The 14872-nt window shown below is 70.2% G+C and carries 11 protein-coding genes; 7 read left to right on the top strand and 4 right to left on the bottom strand.

Translation table 11 applies throughout. The annotated features are described in order from the left end of the window. The first annotated feature begins 93 nt into the window (after nucleotides 1-93). The gene (locus tag AB0M79_RS02895) at nucleotides 94-1188 is read left to right on the top strand and encodes a hypothetical protein (RefSeq protein ID WP_364207188.1); all 1095 of its coding nucleotides are present in this window, start codon (nucleotides 94-96) and stop codon (nucleotides 1186-1188) included. A gap of 51 nt (nucleotides 1189-1239) precedes the next feature. Here AB0M79_RS02895 and AB0M79_RS02890 read toward each other — a convergent pair whose 3' ends face one another. The 3 genes from AB0M79_RS02890 to AB0M79_RS02880 all read right to left on the bottom strand — a co-directional run bounded on the left by AB0M79_RS02890 (nucleotide 1240) and on the right by AB0M79_RS02880 (nucleotide 4435). Beyond that, nucleotides 1240-2016, bottom strand: coding sequence for a peptidase (locus AB0M79_RS02890; RefSeq protein WP_364207186.1), 777 nt, complete (start codon nucleotides 2014-2016; stop codon nucleotides 1240-1242). Further along, nucleotides 2013-3299: a VWA domain-containing protein gene (locus tag AB0M79_RS02885; RefSeq protein WP_364207184.1), complete on the bottom strand. Its 1287-nt coding sequence runs from the start codon at nucleotides 3297-3299 to the stop codon at nucleotides 2013-2015. Before AB0M79_RS02885 ends, AB0M79_RS02890 begins: the two co-directional genes overlap by 4 nt. 110 nt (nucleotides 3300-3409) lie before the next feature. Beyond that, on the bottom strand, nucleotides 3410-4435 hold the full coding sequence (locus tag AB0M79_RS02880; RefSeq protein ID WP_364207182.1) for a suppressor of fused domain protein: 1026 nt from the start codon (nucleotides 4433-4435) through the stop codon (nucleotides 3410-3412). 103 nt (nucleotides 4436-4538) lie between these two features. Here AB0M79_RS02880 and AB0M79_RS02875 point away from each other — a divergent pair, with 103 nt between their 5' ends. Next, entirely contained in the window at nucleotides 4539-5621 is a 1083-nt protein-coding gene (locus tag AB0M79_RS02875; RefSeq protein WP_364207180.1) for a hypothetical protein, read from the top strand. Between the two features lie 310 nt (nucleotides 5622-5931). On the opposite strand, the gene AB0M79_RS02870 is transcribed toward AB0M79_RS02875, so the two are convergent. Then, a complete protein-coding gene (locus AB0M79_RS02870; protein WP_364207178.1) occupies nucleotides 5932-8892 on the bottom strand; it encodes a hypothetical protein in 2961 nt (986 codons plus the stop codon). 748 nt (nucleotides 8893-9640) lie between these two features. Between AB0M79_RS02870 and AB0M79_RS02865 the strand changes: the two genes are divergently transcribed. From AB0M79_RS02865 to AB0M79_RS02845, 5 genes are all read left to right on the top strand, one after another. Beyond that, a complete protein-coding gene (locus AB0M79_RS02865) occupies nucleotides 9641-10099 on the top strand; it encodes a hypothetical protein (protein WP_364207176.1) in 459 nt (152 codons plus the stop codon). 329 nt (nucleotides 10100-10428) lie between these two features. After that, a complete protein-coding gene (locus AB0M79_RS02860) occupies nucleotides 10429-11418 on the top strand; it encodes a Gfo/Idh/MocA family oxidoreductase (RefSeq protein WP_364207174.1) in 990 nt (329 codons plus the stop codon). 10 nt (nucleotides 11419-11428) lie between these two features. Beyond that, nucleotides 11429-12352: an ABC transporter permease gene (locus AB0M79_RS02855; protein WP_364207172.1), complete on the top strand. Its 924-nt coding sequence runs from the start codon at nucleotides 11429-11431 to the stop codon at nucleotides 12350-12352. A gap of 13 nt (nucleotides 12353-12365) precedes the next feature. Further along, complete coding sequence (locus AB0M79_RS02850; protein WP_364207170.1) at nucleotides 12366-13298, top strand: ABC transporter permease; 933 nt, start codon at nucleotides 12366-12368, stop codon at nucleotides 13296-13298. A gap of 21 nt (nucleotides 13299-13319) precedes the next feature. Continuing rightward, complete coding sequence (locus AB0M79_RS02845; RefSeq protein WP_364207168.1) at nucleotides 13320-14834, top strand: ABC transporter substrate-binding protein; 1515 nt, start codon at nucleotides 13320-13322, stop codon at nucleotides 14832-14834. Nucleotides 14835-14872 lie beyond the last annotated feature (38 nt).

Here is a 14872-nt window from a genome sequence, read left to right as displayed (position 1 = left end):
GCACCATGCTGACCGGGGGCGGGATTCGGGGCGTCCCGGCGCCGCGAGGTGCGAGCATGGCACTCCAATCGATGTCGCTCGATAGGAGGGACAATGCGTCTGCGTCCACTCGCCCTCGCCGTCGCCCTGGTCGCCGCGCTGGCGGCGGTCGTACCCGGCACCGCCGAGCCGGCCCGGGCCGCCACCGCCGACCGGTGGGGCTTCGCCCTGGTCGACAACCCGAACGTCCCGGCCTGGACCACGCTGGACACCAACCGCCAGTGGGGCTCCTGGAAGGCGGGCTTCCCCGGGTGGGCCCAGGGCGGCAAGCTCGGCGCCGGCCGGTTCCAGGTCAGGTTCCCGCAGGTCGGCTCCAACTCGGACGGGGTCGTGCACGTCACCCCGATCAACTCCAACGGGAACTACTGCACGGTGCTGCGATGGTTCCAGGTCGGCCTCGACGAGATCGTCGAGGTGCAGTGCTTCGCCCCGGGCGGCGGCCACGCCGACACCCCCTTCGCCGTGCTGTGGACGGCCAGCTCCGGGATCGCACCACCCAACACCGGCACGTACGCCTACCTGCGGAGCACGGCCGCGGCCGCCGTCGTACAGGGATACAACTCCACCGGTCTGCCGGTGGACATCGGACCGATGGGGAACGGGGGATACCGGGTCAAGCTCGCCGGCGTCGGTTCGGCGCTCGGGCTCGCCGGCAACGTACAGGTGACCGCCGTCGATGAGGGCGGCGCCCCGCGACGCTGCAAGATCAGTGACTGGTACGCGTTCAACGTGCTGGACATCGCCGCCGACGTCGCCTGCCACGACTCGGCCGGGAAGCCGGTGGACACCGCCTTCAGCCTGTCCTACCACCGGCAGCGCGCCGTCTTCGGTTCGTTCACCCCGCCGAGGTTCTTCGGCTACTACTTCCCGTTCGTCAGCCAGGCCAACTACAACAACCCGGGCGGCGGAATGGGCGTCAACACCATCAACACCATCGCGACCGGCTACTACCGGGTCCGCTACCCGCTCCTCGCCCTCAACCAGACCCACGCCCAGGTCGTGGCCATGGGCGCCGGGTCCGAGTACTGCCATCTCGCCGAGCCGTGGAGCCACTTCGGCCCCACCGCCGAGGTCGGGGTGGCCTGCTACGACAACGCGGGCCTGCCGACCGACCAGCGCTTCCTGTCCACCTTCACCTCGAAGGACTGACCCGCGACCGGCCGGTGGCCGCCGTCCCCGTACGGCGGCCACCGGCGCCGGTCACGGCCGGCGGGGACGGCGGGTCAGGGCGAAGCCGACCACGCCCGCGACGGCGGCCAGCACGCCGCCGATCGCGCTCCAGACCCAGCGCGAGCCGAGGTCCGGCAGCCAGTCGAAGTATCCGGTGCCGTCCTCCTCGTCCTGCTGCGCCACCGGTTCGGCGTTCAGCACCGCGCCGGCCTTCGTGTTCGGCACCAGCGGGGCCTTCAGCTCGCCGTCGTCCCGCGAGCCGCTGGCGTCGGAGCTGACCAGCAGTTCCACGTCGACCGGCAGGCCCAGGTCGGCCTCCGGCAGCTCGGTCACCGACAGCCGGACGTAGTACGTGCCGGGCAGCGGGTCGGCCGACCACGGCTCGGCCCAGGACCGTACCTGACGCAGCGCGCAGCCGAGCGACACGCTGGCGGCGGAGGCGCCGGCGGTCGGCGTCTGGGCGCCGGCCGTGCAGGACTGCCGCCGCCGCAGCCCGTCGAAGACCTCGACGGTCCAGGTCGACGGGCCGCTGCGCGATTCCGGGAACGACACGGTCGCGGTGATCTCGTGCCGTTCGCCGGCGGTGGCCGGGAACGACCAGTACAGGTAGTCGCCGGTGGCGGCGTCCACCCGGACCGGCTGCCCGGCGGCGATGCCGGTCGCGGTCAGGAACGACGTACCGGCGCGGGTGACCGGGGTGGCGCCGGGCGACGGCGTCGGCGCGGCCTGCGCCGGCACGGGTACGGCCAGCAGGACGAGGCCGGCGGCGGTCAGTGCCGCCGCGGCGCGGAGCGTCGGGGTGCTCATCGGTTCTCCCTCCAGGTGGCGACCCACCAGCGGGTGAGCAGGCCGGTGACCAGTCCGGTGAGCAGGCCGGCCAGCGTCAGCAGCACCAGCAGCACCCAGCCGCGTCCCAGGTCGGGTGCGGTCGGTGCGGGGGAGGAGGCGACCACGTCGACGGTCAGCTCCACCGGCATGCCGGGCGTCGCCTGGGTGCCCTGGCGCGGCGCGAACGCGTTGCTCACCACCAGGCAGACCGTGGTGGCCGCGACGGTGGTGCCGGTGTCGGGCGTCGGCGACGCCTCGTCCGTCGGCTCCTCACCCCCCGACCAGCGCAGGCCCGCGGAGACCACGTCGGTACGGCCACTGCCCGCGTCCACCCCACGGACCAGTTCCCGCCCGTCGGTGGCGGTGGCCCGCAGCAGCACCGCGTAGTCGGGGTTGACCGGCCGGTCCAGCGCCATGCTGACCGACACCCGCAGTTCCTGGTCGGGCAGGACCGGCACCCGGTACCAGCGGTGCTCCGAGAACGCCGCCCGGTCGCTGTAGACGCCGGGGGCGAGCAGCGGCGCGTCGTCGCACGCCGACTTGCCGGCGACGACGGCCGGCGCCGCCGTGTGGGTGTCCTTGGCACGGTCGACGAGTTGTTTGATCCGGCTGGTCAGCTCGTCGGCGCGCTGCACCGCGGTGTACGTGCCGCCGGTCGCCTCGGCGATGCAGAGCAGTTGCCGGCGTACCTTCTCGTCCGGGGCCAGGCCGAGCGTGTCGACGACCAGCTTCGTCCCCTGCGCGGCCAGTTCCCGGGCGACCTCGCACGGGTCCGGCGGGGCGCAGGTGTCCTCGCCGTCGGTGATCAGCACGATCCGGCGGGCGGTCGTGCCGGTGCCGAGGTCCTTGGCGGCCTCGCGCAGGGCCAGCCCGACCGGGGTGAACCCGGTCGGTCGCAGCGTCGCCACCGCGGCCTTGGCCTGGGCCCGGTCGACCGGGCCGACCGGCACGATCTGCTGGGTGTCCTGGCAGCCCTTCGCCTTGTCGTTGCCCGGGTACGTGGCGCCGAGTACCCGGATGCCGAGCTGCGTCTCGTCGGGCAGCGCGTCGACGACCTCGTTGAACGCCTGCTGGGCCACGGAGATCCGGCTGCGACCGTCGATGTCCGCGGCGCGCATCGATCCGCTGACGTCGAGCACCAGCTCGACCTTTGGCGGTTCGGCCGGTGGTTCCTCCTCCGCGAACGCCGGCGCGGGACCGCTCAACAGGGTCACCGTCAACAGTCCGATAAGGACGATTGTTGATCGTTTCTTGTTGATCACCGGCGAAGTGTAGGTTGTGTCCACTTCAGAACGACGGAGGGGTGGGTGCGCCCACCGGCGGCACCGGACCGTACGCTGAACCGCCCCGACAGCCTTCCCGGGTGGCCCGGTCAGGCCGGGGGCGGGAACGTGAACCGGCGGGTGGCCGGGGCGACGCGGAGTTGCAGGCCGGTCGTTCCGGCCGGCCGGTAGGTGCCCGCGCCGGACCGCAGCGCCGTGGCGACCTCGGTCGCCGCTTCGGCCGGCAGCCGAATCTCCAGAAGGCCGAAGCGTCCGGGGGCGGCCGTGAACTCCTCGCCCGGCCCGAACTTCACCCCCTTGTCGAAGGGGTTCACGGTCAGGTCGCGGCCGTACGGCAACCGGAGCGGCAGCAGGCGGCCGACATGTTCCGCGGCGGCCACGTCGAGGGTCACCGTCGTGACGCCGTCCTCGACACGCCAGTTCGCCTTCTTCGCCGGGATGAGCGCCCTGGAGGAGCCGTCGCGCCGTACGCCCTCCTCGATGGCGGCGGCCACGGCCGGGTCGGCGGTGAGGTCGCCCCGGTCGAGATCGGTGACCAGCAGCGGCAGCGCCGGGCGCAGCGCGTCGAGCAGTCGCCGCGCGTCCCACCGGTCGATGACCGCGTACTCCTCGGGCGTCAGGCCGACGACCTGGAGGAACCGAACCTTTCCGTGCGGCGTGTCGATGGTGCCGAGTTCGGGGTCCTCGGCGAACGCCACCGCGCGGATCGCGGTGTCCGGCCGCGCCGTCGAGATCGGCCCGTTCACCTGCAGGTGGCTGCCGGGGACGAACGCCGCCTCTCGGGCGTACACGTTGCGGGCCAGGTTCTGCAGGAAGCTCAGCGCCCAGGTCGGCGGCTCGTCGTCACCGGCGGTACGGGCCACCCGGATGGTGAACTCGAAGCCCCACCCGGACTCCTCCTCGTCCGGCGACCTCTTTTCGTGCAGGTCGGACATGCCGTAGCTGACCAGGTGCCAGTGGTCGTCGCGCGGGTAGAGGCTGATGCCGTCGAGCGGGTCCCGTCCACCGGCCGCGTACGGCAGCGCCGAGGCGTGGTGCAACGGCCGTACGCCGGGGTAGCGGCGGGCGAGAGCGGCGTCGATGGCGTCCCAGCCGGGGGAGGTCGCTTCGGTCATGATCAGCGACTGTAGCGCCCGTGCCCCACCCGGGGATCACGACTGTCGACGGCCGCCGGTGACGGTGCTAGCGTCAGATCGATTGGCTTCGATTGGAGGGGTCATGCGGTTGCGTCCGTTCGTTCTCGTCGTGGCGCTGGTCGCGGCGCTCGTGCCGGCCACCGCCGGCCCGGCCCGGGCCGCTGTCGCCAACAGTTGGGGCTTCGCCCTCGTCACCGATCCCACCGTTCCGGCCTGGACCACGCTGGACACGACCCGCCAGTGGGGAAGCTGGAAGACGTCGGCGCCCGATCTGTGGGCCGAGGGAGGCCGGACAAGCGCGGGGGTCTTCCAGGTCAGGTTCCCGCGCATCGGCTCGGGCAGCCTGGGAATCGCGCACGTGACCCCGGTCGACGGCACCGGCAACTACTGCTCCGTCGTCCAGTGGTGGGAGGTGGCGCCGGACCAGATCGTCCTCGTGCAGTGCCGCGCCCCCGGAGGTGTCCTGACCGACACCGCCTTCTCCGTCATGTGGACCTACCGGGTCAGCTACGCCCCCACCGCCACGACCTACGCCTACCTGCACTACCGGGACCAGGAGAACCGCGTCGTGCACTCACACAGCTCGCTCCAGGGCATGGTTCTGGCCGCGCGCTCGTCGACCGGCTCCTACCACGTCCGGTTGTACCGGGTCGGGGTCGCCGGAATCCCCGCCGGGAACCTGCAGGTGACCGCGGTGCAACGTCAGGCGGTCCCGCGTCGGTGCAAGGTGACGAACTGGATGTTCGAGGGAACCGACATCCTGGCGGAAGTCAGCTGTTTCGACCACCAGGGCAGGTTGACCTGGAGCGACTTCACCCTTTCCTACCACCGTGGCCGGTCCCTGACCGCCTCGCTCGGCACGCCGCAGAAGTTCGGCTACTTCCACCACTGGCGGTACGACGCGAACCACAACAGCGTCACCGGCGTCGGCGGCAACACGATCAGCACCGTCGCGCCCGGCCGCTTCACGGTCCGCTACCCCCAGCTCGGTGTCGACCAGACCCACGCCCAGGTGGTCGCCGAAGGACCCGGCCCGAACTACTGCAACCTGGCCCGGCCCTGGTCGCATGTCGGCACCGACGCCGAACTCGACGTCGTGTGCTTCGACAACGCCGGCAACCCGGTCGGCAGCCGGATGATGGCGGCCTTCACCTCGAAGACCTGATTCGAGGGGCGTCGCCGTTGCTCGGGGCTGCCATGCCCCCCCGGGGCCGCCATTTCCTGGAGCGTCGCCCGGGTGTCCGTCACCGCGACCGCGCATCTTGTCCACGGCGCGGTGTTCGGGCAGATCACCGCCTGACCGGAGTGGGAACCCGTGTCCGGACCCAGCACGAGGGTCGAAGCGGCGTTGGCGTGGGGCACGAAGGCCTCCTGGTCGGCGGGGCGGTTCCGCTCCACAACCGGAGGCCTTCGTCATCCAGCGGATTCAGGCCAGGTCGTCACACGACCTCGACCAGCGTTCCCGGGCAGTACGCCTACTTGCCACCGGCGCTGTTCTGGGACTGGTTGAGCATGCCGCCGAGGGCACTGATGCTGTCAGCGACCTGGCCGGCAGGGACGGCCTTCGAGATGGCTTCGACGGCGATCTGGGCCATCTTCTGCATGTGTTCGGTGGCCGTTTTCATGGCCTCGTTGGCACGTTGGGCGGCGGCCTGGTCGTTGCCGGCCGCCAACTGCAGGCCCTTGCTGAGGAGTTGGCCGATCTCGGCCATGCCGCTCATGTCCCGGAACAGGTTGGCGGTGGACAGGGTGCGTAGTGTCGCGTCCATGCCGGTCGGGTTGGGCAGGGCCGGTACCGCCTGGAGCCTGGCCTTGCTGGGGGAGAGGGCGTTGACCTTGACGTCGACGTCGCGGGCGCGTCCGCCGGTGGCTATGGGGGCGATGTCGGTGGGCAGGATCGGGATCGGCGAGTCCTTCCAGTTCCAGAACCGGGTGAGGTCGATCTTCTCGGCGGAGTTGGACCGGCCGAGGACGGCCTCGGCGAAGACGCCGTTGGTGGCGATTCCGACGACGCTCGTCACCTCCGGGCCGAGGCTGAGCGGATCCGGCCGGTTGGCCGGCCGGCGGGCGCTGACCCAGTCGTCGCGTTCCTGCTCGGTGGCGAAGTTCCAGCGGAAGCCGAGGTAGTTGCCGGTTACGGCGACCGGCTTCGGGTCGAGCTGCACCCCGAGCGGCACCGAGGAGTCCTTCCCGCCCGGCGACGTGTACGTGTAGTTGGCCAGGATGCGGCTCAGCGTCAGTTCGTCGGCGTTGGCCCAGACCGCCAGGCTGTAGTGGCGGCGGTTGTCGTTGAGGTGGTCCAGGACGGCCTGCGACGCCATGCCGCCGCGCACGTAGAACCCGAGCGACGCGACGTGGGTGCGGGCGGTGCCGGGCGTTTCCGGCGGCTGCGTGACCACCGTTGATCCGTGCAGGCCGCACAGCACGGCGCCGCCGGCTTCCTCGGCGAGATCCGGGGGGACGGTCGACCCCACGGCGGATCCGAAACTGACCACGCCGGACTGCATGGTCAGCCGCAGCCCGGACAGGCCGCCGTCTGCCGCGGCGCCGGTCCAGTAGCCGACCGAGAGCAGCTTGTCGCCGGCCGGAAAGGTGTGCGCCTTGTGCTGGATCCCCGAGGCGCTGGTGTCGCCGCAGCGGAAGGTGTGGCCGGGCGTGGTGAGCGAGATACCGCGGATTCCGGCACCGTCCCACCAGACGTCGATCTTGGAGGCGGAGCCGGCGTCGGGGTTCGGTTGGTCGTTGACCTTGAACAGCACACCGCGGTTCGCGTTCAGTAGGCCCACGGGCAACTTGGCAGCCGGAACACCGCCGGTATTCGGCGGTGTAGTCCAGGTCGTAGCGCCGGCCTCGACCACAAGCAGCCGGTTGTCTTCCGTGACGCCCCAGATCGCACCGTCCAGCGCCGCTACCAGCCGGACCACGTTGGGGGCGGGTGCGCGTTCCAGCCAGGTGTTCCCGGTGCGCTCGTACGTCCTGCCCTGCCGGCAGCGCCAGAGCGTGTCGCCGACGACGGCGATATCGTCTGCTTCGCCTGGCACCATAAGCCGGCTGCCGGCGCCCGAGTAGAAGTGCCCCTGGCTGATCGTGCTGTCCCTGTGGAGGATGTATGCAGTGCCATCGGCCCCGCAGGCGATGCGGGTGGCGGAAGTGCTCGTGCCGCCCCTCCAGGTCGTTCCGTCGTACATCATGACCTGGTTGTCGGTTTGTATCGCCCAGACCTGGTCCTTGCCTGGCACGATGGACATCAGTCCGGTGCTCAGTCCGGTGGTCGGCATCGGGTTCCACTGCCGGGCGGTCGGGTCGTAACGAACCGGGGCGCCGTCGGGCTTACGTACGCCGTAGACGCCCATGCTCTTCGACTCGGCCATGTCGAGCAGTTCCACGCCCTTGGCGGCCTGCGCGACCGGCGCCTTTGCGGTCTGGCAGCCGTCGAGCTTGCGGACCGTGTTATCGAACGGGCTTGCCCCGCGGATCTTCTTGGCCCAGTCCGTCGGCGCCACCGCGGCCAGCACCTCCTTGTACCGCTGCAGGATGCTCTGGGTGAAGGTGAGCTCCTGCAGCGGAATGAACAGGCACCGTTCCAGCTTCGTCGGCTTGGTCGTCACCTTGTACACTTGGACGACCTCGTAGTACTGCACCGACAGCGCGTGCATGTGGTTGTAGTTGGTGACCACGCGGGTGAGGACGTGCTCCTTCTCCGACTGCGAGGTCTCCCGCACCACGGTCATGTGCCGGCTGCGTGCCGAGGTCGCCAGCTGTTGGGTCCGCGCGTCGATCCGTTGGACGGCCTCCGCGGCGACCTCCCGCTGTCCGGTGGAGCGGGCCACGGACGTCGCGACCCCCGCGTTCGTCGACTTGCTCAGGGAAGCGCCGAGGCCGCCGGAGGAGAACGCGACGCCCACGTTGGCACCCATGCTCTTCGAGTCGCTGAACTGGGACATCTGGGCTGAGCCGTGCTGCTCCTCCCGCGCGACGGCGTTGGCCAGTTCGTTGATCGACCGGTCCTGGTCGGTCCGGCTGGTGAGGACGTCGCTCTCGGCCGTCTTCTCCGTGCCGGTGCCGACCGTACGCCGCTCCCAGTCGATGACCGCGACCTTCGTGCTCTCGCCCGGCGCCAGCGCGAGGCTGTGCAGCAGCCGGCCCAGCGTCACCCCCTCCACCGCCCACGTCTGCTCGGTGGTGACGATCATGCCCTCGGCCGGGCGGTCGTAGAACGGCAGACCCTCCTCGCCGAGGTCGATCGCGCCGGTCAACTTCCGAGATGGTTTCGCGCCGGGAATGTCGGTCAGCACCACGGTCTGGTACCGGACGATCTCCACCGGGTGCCCGCCGCTGACCGGCAACAGGTCTTTCGGCGTCGGACCATCGAGGGCGGCGTTCGTAGCGGGTGTGGTGGCGGCGGTGGTCGACGATCCACTCGGACCTGAACTCATCGTGTTCCCCTCCGTGCAAACTGACAGTGATCGTGGAATCGCTGATCGGAACTTTCCGATGGTCTGTGCATTCCGAAAAGGCTGTCAAGGATGCAAAATGCAGCATTCCCCAAAAGGGACCACTGGCAAATCCACGACAGATCGAAATCGGGGCTCCACGAAATTGCGCCATATCGGTTTTGGGAACTGGCGGGTTCGCGGCGATCCGCAGCCGTCCGACGTGGGCTTTCCGTCAGGAAGTCCGAGGTGGGAACGAAGGTTGCTGGGCCGGTGTCAGGGCCGCGTGGTCGCCGGGTTGGTTTGAGTTGGCTCCGGCACCGTCCGATCCGGACACCGCTGCCCGGCCCGGGGGGTGCGCGGGGCGAGCGGTTCCCCTGCGAGGATGCCGCATGGCGTCATACCGGCGGATTCGTGGCGCCTGGACGCTTTCCGGCCCAGGATGCGAGGTGGCCGGGGGTGGGATTGTGATCCGCTCCGCTGTCAAGCTCCGGATTCACGCTGGCGGGTAGGGCTTGCTGGACGACGTCGGATAGGCGTCGTTTGCGTATCCGGAGGTTCCGGACACATCCTGGGCGGGGCGGCCGGGTGCTGTGGACGTGCTGGCCGCCCACCTCGACGCCCGCGTCGTACGCCGCCGAAGTGCGCCCGAATGGATGTGGTGAACATCCGTGTCGCTTTGTATTGTGGCCGCGACGCAACGTACCGGCGTCTCCGGTGGGCGGCGACTTTCTCGTGGGGCGATTGCTGTATGAGCTCCTTGCGGCAGCTTTTCGGGTTCAGCGGAACGCTGGCGGTTCTGGCGGCCGTAGCCTGCGCTTCGCCTGAGGGGCAGACCTCGTCGCCGAGTGCCGCGCCGGCCGCGTCTCCTGCGGCGGCCTTCGTCGCGATCGTTGGTGAGCGCGTCTACTTTCAAGCCCTTATGAGAGGCGCCACCCTGGTGGTGACGGACGGCTGTGTCTGCGCGACCCTGCCGCCTGACTCGCCCGAGCTGTCCCTGAAGTACCGACTCGCGTTCTCCGAGGGGGCGACGATGGATGGGGAGAGCGTCAGTATTCCGGAAGGCGGGCAGGTCAGGATCGGGGACACCGTCGACATCGGGGGCGGTGGAATCTTCGATCTGGAGTCGCCTCCGATGAACCTCCGGGTTCCCGTGGCCTGTGACCTCGATCTTCCTATCTGGGCGGTAACGAGCCTGGAGATCGCGTGACCGTCCCGGCGTAACCGGGCGTCGGGTGTGCCGTCGTAGGACCGGCTGACGTCGACCCACAGGCTGTGCCCAGTCCGCACCGTGGCCGGCGCGGTGACTCCATGATCTCGATGCGGTGGAAGCCGTACGTGTCCCGGTTCAGTCGTGCTGATGCGCTGACGCCGAGGGGGCGCCGTCGCGCGGGACATCGATGGGCTGCGACGAATCCGCAGGTCACCAGCGATTTTGTGGCGCGTGCACCCTTGCCCTGCACTCCGACTAGGTGTAGAACTATCGCAGCTAGGTACACACCTAGCGTTCACCTGGTTTGCAACAGTTGGAGGTCTGGCGTGGACCGCCTCAGGATCGGCGTCGTCGGTATCGGTGTCCAGGGACAGCTGCACGCCCGCGCGCTGCGCGACGTACGGCAGGCGGAACTGGTCGCCGTCGCCGACGTGTCGCCCCGTAACCGCGACTGGGCACAGAGCAACCTCGGGGTCCGGGCCGTCGAGGACATCGGCGACCTGCTCGCCGACGTCGACGCGGTCAGCATCTGCACCCCCGACCACCTGCACGAGGACGCGACCCTCGCTGCCCTCGCCGCCGGCAAGCGGGTGCTGCTGGAGAAGCCGATGGCGCTGTCCACGGCGAGCTGCGACCGGATCATCGCCGGCTGCCCCGACCCCGACGCGCTGATGATCGGCCACGTGCTGCGCTTCGACCCGCGCGTGATCCGGCTGCGCGAGGTTGTACGCTCTGGCGAACTCGGCGACATCTGGCACGTCAAGGTCTGGCGCTGCACCTCGCAGGCCGTCGGCCAGGGAATCTGGGACCGCACCTCGGTCGCCTGGTTCCTCGGCATCCACGACGCCGACCTGGTCCGCTTCGTGACCGGCCGGGACGTCGAGGTCACCGGTGCCGTCGGCCGCAAGGTGCTGTCGCCCAGCCACGACGTCGTGCACGCGACGATCCGCTTCGACGACGGCGCGATCGGCACGATGGAGAACAACTGGACGCTGCCGCACTCCCGGCCGTCGCGGGCCGACGCCGGCCTGCGGATCGTCGGCGAGCACGGCATCCTCGAGATGAACCTCTCGCACAACGACCTGATGTACGCCCGCCGCGACGGCGTGGCGAGTTTCCAGGACACCTACTTCTGGCCCAGCCGGGACGGCGGCGGCGCCTACAACCTGCGTACCGAACTGGAAGCCTTCGTCGACGCGGCCCTGGCCGGCGGACCCACCCCGGTCAGCGGCGCGGAGGGCCGGGCCGCGGTCGCCGTCGTCGAGGACATCGAGGCGGCCCTGCTCGGCGACCCGGCGTCGCCGCCCGGACGCTGAGGTTCCGGCGATGCTGCGGTTTGCGATCCGCCGACTCGCGATCTCGGCGCTCGTCCTCTTCGGGGCGGCGACGGTGGTGTTCTTCGCGATGCGGGAGGTCGACGGCGACCCGGCGATCAACCAGCTCGGGCCCGACGCGGACCCGGCGGCGGTCGAGGCGCTGCGCCGGGAGTACGGCCTGGACGCGTCCCCGGTGGTGCAGTACGTCCGCTTCCTGCAACGGGCCGTCACCTTCGACTTCGGCGAGTCGTTCCGCCTCAACGACAGCGCGACGAACCTGGTCTTCACCCACCTGACGGCGACGGCCGCACTCGCGGCGGCCGCCTTCGCCATCGCCATCGTCGTCGGGTTCGCGCTGGGCACGCTGGCCGCGACCCGCCCGAACGGGTTCTTCGACCGGGTGGTGTCGGTGCTGTCGATGCTCACCCAGTCGCTGCCGTCGTTCTGGGTCGGCATCATGCTGATCCTGATCTTCTCCCGGTTCCTGCACCTGCTGCCCAGCTCCGGCGCGGGATCACCGGCGGCGATGATCATGCCGGCGGTCACGCTGGCGCTGCCGCTGCTCAGCGTCGTACTGCGGCTGGTCCGGTCGGGCCTGCTCGACGTGCTGCACGAGGACTACGTCGTCACCGCCCGCGCCAAGGGGCTGTCCGAGACGCGCGTCGTCGGCTGGCACGCGATGCGCAACATGCTGATCCCGGTCGTCACCGTGGCCGGACTGGAGTTCGGCAGCCTGCTGGGCGGTGCCGTGATCGTCGAGACGGTCTTCGCCTGGCCCGGCGTGGGCCGGCTGATGACCGACGCCATCGCCGCCCGCGACTACTCGGTCGTGCAGGCGTGCGTGATCACCGTCGCCGCCATCTTCATCGTCATCAACCTGGTCGTCGACCTGCTGTACGTGCGGCTGGACCCGCGCGTGCGCGAGAGCGTCTGAGGAGGTGGCCGACGTGACCGACGTACCCGCGTCCGTGGCGCTCGGGACACCGGGCCAACCCGTCGACGTCGACAAGTCCGGCGACGACGGGCCGCCGGCCGGCACCCCGCGCCGGCGCCGCCGCCGGCTGCGCCTGTGGATCCCGATCGGGGTGATCGTGGCCTACGTGGTGGCCGGGGTGATCGGTCCGGTCATCGCCCGGTACGACCCGATCGCCACCTCCGTCACCGACCGGCTGCTGCCACCGGGCAGCCGGCTCGCCGACGGCAGCCTGGCGCTGCTCGGCACCGACCAGGTCGGCCGTGACCTGCTGCCCCAGATCATGCAGGGCGCCCGGGTCTCGATCATGGTCGGCGCGGCGACGCTGCTGCTGGCCGGCATCGTCGGCGCGGCGATCGGCATCCTCTGCGGCTATCTCGGCGGGATCGTCGACGCGATCCTCATGCGGCTGGCCGACATCCAGCTCGCCTTCCCGTCGATCCTGCTCGCCGTCTTCGTCGCGGCCGTCCTCGGCTCCAGCGTCACCAACGTCGTACTGACCCTGTCCATCACCACCTGGCCGATCTTCGCCCGGGTCGCCCGGGCACAGACCATGGCCACCAAGTCGCGCGACTTCGCCAACGCGGCCCGCACCCTCGGCGCCGGCGCCTGGCACGTCGTACGCCACTGCGTGCTTCCGGCGGTCGCCAGCCCGCTGCTGGTCATCGCCACCGTCCAACTCGGATTCGTCATCGTCGCCGAGGCGTCGCTGAGCTTCCTGTCGCTGGGCATCCCGCCCGGCACGCCGAGCTGGGGCACCACCATCGCCAACGGCCGCGACTACCTGGCGAGCGCCTGGTGGATCGCCACCATTCCCGGACTGGTCCTGGCCGTCTTCGTCGTCTGCGTCGGCGTGCTCGGCGACGAACTGCGGGACCGCTCCGACCCGAACCTATCCACCCGGTAACCGTCAGTGAAAAGGGATGACATGAGATCTCTGACCACCCGCCTCGGCGCGCTGGCCCTCGCCGGCGTGCTCGGACTGACCGCCTGCTCCTTCGACTCCGGCAGCTCCACCGGTGACGGCACCGGCGCCACCACGCTGCGGGTGGCGAACCCGACCCCGGTGGTGTCGCTGAACCCGTTCGCGGCGAACTCGGCCGACCAGCCCACCCTCACCGTCGTCCAGGAGGTCTTCGAGACCCTGGTCGTACGCGAGAACGGCGAGATCGCCCCGAAGCTCGCCGAGAGCTGGACCAACCCCGACCCGCTGACCTGGCAGTTCGTGTTGCGCAAGGACGTCACGTTCGCCGACGGCACCCCGATGACCAGCGCCGACGCCAAGGCGTCACTGCAGGCGCTGATCGACGGCAAGGGGCCGCTGGCCGGCCTGTGGGCCACCGTCGACGAGATCGGCACCCCCGACGAGCACACCCTGACCATCCACACCAGCAGCGAGCTGGGCACCGTGCTGAGCAACCTCACCCTGCTCTGGATCGCCCCGGCCGCCAAGCTCGCCGACAGCGCGTTCTTCAACGCCCCGTACGGCACCGGACCGTTCAAGGTCTCGTCGTTCACCGCCGGGCAGAGCGTCGAACTGACCCGCAACGACAACTACCGGGGCGACCAGCCGAAGCTCGAAACCATCTCGTACCGCTACATCCCCGAGGTCTCCGGCCGCGTCACCGCGCTTTCGAACAACGAGATCGACGTGACCTGGGGGCTGCCGCCGGACCAGCTGACCGGCCTGCGCGACAACGACGCGCTGACCGTCGAGTCGTTCCCCACGTACGCCAACTACTACATCTGGTTCAACAGCTCCCGTGAGCCGTTCACCGACGCCCGGGTCCGGCAGGCGATGTGGCACGCCGTCGACTTCGGCCGGATCAACGACTCGCTGTTCGACCAGGCCGGCACCGCCGCCACCGGACCGCTGCCGGAGGCCATCTTCGGCGCCGCCGGACAGAACCCGTACGCCTACGACCCCGCCAAGGCGAAGCAGTTGCTCACCGAGGCCGGCTACCCGAACGGGTTCACCACCTCGATGATGTGGAGCACCGGCTGCTGCACCAACGGCAACTCCTTCGCCGACGCGATGATCAGCGACTGGGCCAAGGTCGGCATCGTCGTCAAGCCCGAGGAACTCGAGCGGGCCACCTGGCTGGACAAGCTGCTCAAGCTCGACTGGGACAGCACGATGACCACCGGCAGCACCATCACCGGCGACGCCGACTTCACCCTGGCCCGGCTCTACCTGTCGACCGCCAACCGCAACGGCTACGCCAACCCGGAACTCGACCGCATCCTGCTGGCCGCCCGCGCCGAACTCGACCAGGACAAGCGGGCCGACCTGTACGCCCAGGCCGGCAAGATCGTCTGGGACGACGCGGTCGGCATCTTCCCGCTCGACCTCAGCGGCAACGTGGTGCTGCGCAAGGGCGTCGAAGGGTTCACACCGACCCCGAACGACCTGCCCGACTTCGCCGGCGTCTCGCTGCGCTGAGCCGGCACCCGCGCCACATCCCGCCGACCCGGACCCGG

It is taken from the genome of Polymorphospora sp. NPDC051019, assembly GCF_040683055.1.
In the GTDB taxonomy this organism is placed as follows: Bacteria; Actinomycetota; Actinomycetes; order Mycobacteriales; family Micromonosporaceae; genus Polymorphospora; species Polymorphospora lycopeni.
The sequence above is the reverse complement of the archived record's forward strand: the minus strand, read 5'-3'. Positions and strand labels throughout refer to the sequence as shown.

Coding starts and splice junctions, on each gene's coding strand:
- AB0M79_RS02855 (WP_364207172.1), top strand. CDS start 11,429: ATGCTGCGGTTTGCGATCCGCCGACTCGCGATCTCGGCGCTCGTCCTC.
- AB0M79_RS02870 (WP_364207178.1), bottom strand. CDS start 8,892: ATGAGTTCAGGTCCGAGTGGATCGTCGACCACCGCCGCCACCACACCC.
- AB0M79_RS02895 (WP_364207188.1), top strand. CDS start 94: ATGCGTCTGCGTCCACTCGCCCTCGCCGTCGCCCTGGTCGCCGCGCTG.
- AB0M79_RS02890 (WP_364207186.1), bottom strand. CDS start 2,016: ATGAGCACCCCGACGCTCCGCGCCGCGGCGGCACTGACCGCCGCCGGC.
- AB0M79_RS02875 (WP_364207180.1), top strand. CDS start 4,539: ATGCGGTTGCGTCCGTTCGTTCTCGTCGTGGCGCTGGTCGCGGCGCTC.
- AB0M79_RS02880 (WP_364207182.1), bottom strand. CDS start 4,435: ATGACCGAAGCGACCTCCCCCGGCTGGGACGCCATCGACGCCGCTCTC.
- AB0M79_RS02845 (WP_364207168.1), top strand. CDS start 13,320: ATGAGATCTCTGACCACCCGCCTCGGCGCGCTGGCCCTCGCCGGCGTG.
- AB0M79_RS02865 (WP_364207176.1), top strand. CDS start 9,641: ATGAGCTCCTTGCGGCAGCTTTTCGGGTTCAGCGGAACGCTGGCGGTT.